The sequence below is a fragment of the Streptomyces sp. YS-3 genome (assembly GCF_045257485.1).
Taxonomy (GTDB): Bacteria; Actinomycetota; Actinomycetes; order Streptomycetales; family Streptomycetaceae; genus Streptomyces.
Window position 1 is genome coordinate 1 of sequence record NZ_JBJHPC010001173.1, and the last position, 650, is coordinate 650.

Consider the following 650-nt stretch of genomic DNA (forward strand, 5'->3'; position numbering starts at 1 on the left):
CAGGACCCCCAGCACACTCCCGCAACACCAACCGCGGTGATCTGCGGGATCGGCGCCTGCCTGCCGCAACGCAGCGTCAGCAACCAGGAACTGGCCCGCCGCCTGCACATCCCCGCGGACACCATCCATGACCTCACCGGTATCCGGCGCCGGCGCATCGCCGAACCGGGCACGAGCACCGGCGACCTCGCCGTCCTCGCCGGCCAGGCAGCCCTGACCTCCGCCGCCACCGCCAGCGACTTCCTGCTGCTGGCCACCAGCACCCCCGACCGGCCGATCCCCGCGACCGCACCCGAAGTCGCCCACCGCCTGAACCTGGGCGACATACCGGCCCTGGACGTCGGCGCCGGATGCCCCGGCTTCCTCTACGCCCTCACCCTGGCCCGCGCCCTGATCACCTCCGGCATCTGCAGCCGGCCCCTCGTGATCGGCGCCGACGTGCTGAGCTCCGTCCTCGACCCCCTGGACCCGACCACCAGCATGGTCTTCGGCGACGGCGCCGGCGCCGTCCTACTCGGCCAGGGCCCCAGCACACAACCGGGAGCCATCTGCGCCACCGACCTCGGCAGCGACGGCTCCGGCAGCGACCTCATCACCATCCTGGCCGGCGGATCCCGCCACCCACTGCGCGACGAACAGCCCCTCCCGCC

At 73.2% G+C, this 650-nt stretch carries 1 pseudogene; it reads left to right on the forward strand.

Annotated elements, in window-relative coordinates:
• Positions 1 to 36: 36 nt before the first annotated feature.
• Positions 37 to 650: pseudogene (locus ACJA3G_RS38165) on the forward strand (3-oxoacyl-ACP synthase III family protein); the annotation flags it as partial.